Source organism: Clostridium sp. (assembly GCF_040797585.1).
GTDB lineage: Bacteria > Bacillota > Clostridia > Clostridiales > Clostridiaceae > Clostridium_Z.
Window position 1 is genome coordinate 1 of the sequence record NZ_JBFNEO010000246.1, and the last position, 3,780, is coordinate 3,780.

Below are 3,780 nucleotides of genomic sequence, written 5' to 3' on the forward strand. Positions count from 1 at the left end.
GTTTATAACTCCTTCAATAAAACCTGGTAGATCCGGCATTATTGTAGGTGTTACATATTCTAATATTCTTTCAATATCCATGATTTCAGCTGCATAATTTTCATTATCTAAGCTAAATACAAGAACTTTTACTTCTTTTCCTTCCATCCTTTACTGCCTCCTTACGCTTTAAGCTTGTCTATAACTATATCTCCTGATGAATCCATATAAGCATGAATGTCCTTACTCTCATAGTCTAATATATATTCTCTATTTCCAACTATGAATTTAGTGTTTCCAAAGGCTTTCTTTACAAAAATATGCCCCTTCTTATCTACCATAAGCTTGGTAGATACCCCTGAAACGCTTCCTACTTCCTCTGCTCTTATCTCCACTTTTGAATAAATACTTCCTCCCCTAGCTATAGCTCCTTCTCTGTTAAATTTAACTATTCCATTGGATATAATGTTACATATATATTCACCTTTTCCTGTTATATATATGTTACCTGTACTTTTTATAGTGGTATCTTGAGCATAATCTACTGTAATATCAACAGGAATAGTTGCCTTTTCTTCTAAGTCTTTTATCTTAAAATCTATTATCTTTATAATATCGTCGAGTTCACTAAAATGCTTTATATTTATAGGGGCTAAAAACATAAGTTTTTTTATTAATATATTTTTTATATCTTCTTGAAGATACTCTTCCTTTAAAAGATTATTACATATTTTAGGTATGGATTTAAACTTACTTTCAAATAGAGCCTTAATTATCTCCCCATCACTTTTCTTATGGCCTGCTATATGATATTTCTTTATTTCCACTATAACTTCTATAACTTCTATAAGCCTATCCTTAAGTTCTTTTAAGATATCTAAGTAGGATATCATATAGTTATCTTGTCCTCCCCCTATAATACTTGAGGATATTATCTTGCCTCTGATTTCAATATTTCCATCAGCTTCAATATCAGCATGGGATACTCCTTGAAGTATGGTTAAATCATTTCCTACGGTTACCTTCATCCCATCCGTCACATTACCTTTAACAATAACATCTCCTGAATATTCTATGTTTCCCGTTTCTATATTTACATCCCCATCAACTTCATGAATAGGATGGACCTCAAAAATTCCCCCTCTAAATAAGGGTTTACCAGCTAAGGTACTTAGGATAGTGTTTTCTTTTTCTATAGTTCCTTTTCCAGCTTTAAATATAAGTTTTTTCTTACTTTTGCATGGTATTACTTTACCTCTAACACTCTTTCCATTCTTACCTTTTTTCCCTACATATAATTCTCCAATAACTACGTTTTCATCTACCCGATCTATACTTCCTATATTCTTATAATCTATATTTCCTATGTGATCTTCCTTAAAAGTTTTTTTATCTATATCGAACTTTATTTCTATTCTATCTTCTTCCTCATCTACCGCTTCTTCTCCTAGGGCAACAAGGGCTAATTCTACCTTTCTCTCTTTTGTTAGCTTTTCTATTTCCTCCTCTAGAATTCCATAGACTATGTTAAGAGATTTAAGTTCTTTTATTATATCATCCTTTTTAAAAAGTGGAGGCATAATGCTTTCCTTTACTTCTAGGACTAATGTAGCCTTATTACTTAAAGGTACATCTTTTAATTTATAAGTTCTTTCCTCATTATAACTTATAGTCATATATGCCTTCATATCTCTTTCTGATAATGTAATGTTAAGATTCCTTCTTCCTTCTTCTTTACCTAAGAATATCTCTATGTTATTCTCCTCTTTAACCGTTACTTTTCCCACTGATACTTGTCCATCTATTTTCACTTCTATATTAGGTGGTATTATGATAACCGGCAATTCTCCATTACCTTTTGGATTGAATACCCTTATCTCTCCATCAGTTATTAAAACCTTTCCATTTTCATCTTCATTAGATTTATTATGGGTGATATCTATTCCTATCTCTTCCTTAGATTCCTTAGAATCTTCTCTTTTAATATCTTCTTCTAGAATTTTAACCTCTATGGTTATTCTCTTCTTAAACAGTCCCTTTTTTTCTATGATATCATATTGTAATTGAGCTTCTGATAACTTTAATTCCCTACATGCCATCTGTATACATTCTTCTAAAGTCTTTCCTGAAAAAGTTTTCTTTATCACAGGTCATCACCTCTCATAAATTTACATATTTATTTAAATACAGTATATCATAAAATGTAGTAATTTATATATATTCTAGTAATCATAATTAATTTTAACTGAATATTATACTGGTCTTGTATAGTTTTTTTATTTAATATTCTACATATAAAATTTCTACCTTTCAATATGATAAAGTAGTGGTAGCCTGAAATTTATCTTCAAGCTACCCTATGGTACTTATGAACCTTGTAATTCTTTCTCTAAGTTAATATAATCTTAAATCCTTAATTTAACTCCTCTTCACATGCCCTAAAATCCCCATTTACCTATATCCATGAATATAGTCTATCACTTCTTTATCATAGCCTTTCATAATAGATAAAATTATGTGGTCATTTGAAGAATTATAATTTATATTATCTACAGATTTTATAGGTAAAGCCTTGGGAGAAGTTCCAGACATAAATAATCCTTGAAGATCCTTTAACTCTTCTTCATAAACTTCTCTTTCCTCCACATGGATACCTAAATCTCTACAAACCTTAAGAATTATAAACCTAGTGATTCCTGGAAGCACTGCCTCTACTGGAGGAGTTATTACCTTACCTTCCTTAACCATAAATATGTTAGATCTACTACCCTCTGTAATTTTCCCCTCTCTATCTATTAATATTGCTTCATAGGCATTATTCTTTTTTATCTCTTCATTAACTTTTTCTCTAAAGGTATTATTTATAATCTTTGCATTAGGATTTTCTCTTTCTCCATGAAAAGCTATGGTGTGAATCCCTTCTCTGTACAATTCTTCCTTAGGATAAGAATGAGCTATATAATATGAACTTAATATATTCTTATCAACAGCATATACCACCTTAATATTTCCTAGTTTATTATCATTAAACTTGATAAGGTCATCTATGACTCCCTTTATATCATCATATTTAAACAACTCTTCTCTTCCAATTATAGCAAAGGATTTCCTCATTCTATCTATATGTTCTTCTAAGAATAAAGGAACCCCATCTATAATTCTTATAACCTCATATATATTGTTTTTTGAAAGAACTTTCTCTTCCTTAAAAGCTTCTACATGTAATTTTTCTCCCTTACATATAAAATAATCATTTAAAACTTTTTCCATAACCCTACCTCCATCTTAAAACTTCTATGGTATCATGCCCTTTCCTATGATTTATAAGATAAGGCTTCCCCACCAAATTAAAAAGTGGTAAATCTGAAAGAGAATCTGAGAACATATAAGAGTTTTTAAAATCCACTTCTATGCCTTCTTTTTTCAATTCTTCCTTCAGCCTTATTACCTTTTCTTCTCCTTTACAGTTGTTTCCTTCCATAAGTCTTCTATGACAGCCCTCTTTTACTGTAAATTTTGTCCCTATTACCCTATCAACATCTTCAATGGCATATAACTCATTTAGATAAAATTCTGGGGATGCAGATATTAAATATATTTTACATCCTTCTTTTTTTAGTTTTTTTATCATATCTAATGCATCTTTATAAAATATTTTACTTAATTTTTTTTCATAAAACTCTTTAACAAGGTTTTTCATATCCTCTTCTTTTATTCCATCTATAAACTTTAAAAAACATTCTTTTGTTCTTCTTTCATCATAGATTTTTAAAAGAAACATAATTCCTGAGAATATGGCTC

At 29.9% G+C, this 3,780-nt stretch carries 4 protein-coding genes; all 4 read right to left on the minus strand.

The features are described from left to right. Nucleotides 1–147 (minus strand): chemotaxis protein CheW (locus AB2369_RS12220; protein WP_367666755.1); only part of this gene is annotated, 147 nt, incomplete at its 3' end. A gap of 14 nt (nucleotides 148–161) precedes the next feature. Next, nucleotides 162–2,126 carry a flagellar assembly protein A gene (locus AB2369_RS12225; RefSeq protein WP_367666752.1) on the minus strand — a complete coding sequence of 655 codons (1,965 nt, stop codon included), beginning with the start codon at nucleotides 2,124–2,126 and terminating at the stop codon, nucleotides 162–164. 304 nt (nucleotides 2,127–2,430) lie between these two features. Continuing rightward, nucleotides 2,431–3,249, minus strand: coding sequence for an aminotransferase class IV (locus AB2369_RS12230; RefSeq protein ID WP_367666753.1), 819 nt, complete (start codon nucleotides 3,247–3,249; stop codon nucleotides 2,431–2,433). 4 nt (nucleotides 3,250–3,253) lie between these two features. Beyond that, nucleotides 3,254–3,780 (minus strand): HAD-IB family hydrolase (locus tag AB2369_RS12235; RefSeq protein WP_367666754.1); only part of this gene is annotated, 527 nt, incomplete at its 5' end.

Bases quoted from the DNA above. Each gene is read 5' to 3' on its own strand.
- AB2369_RS12230 (WP_367666753.1), bottom strand. From the start codon at position 3,249: ATGGAAAAAGTTTTAAATGATTATTTTATATGTAAGGGAGAAAAATTA.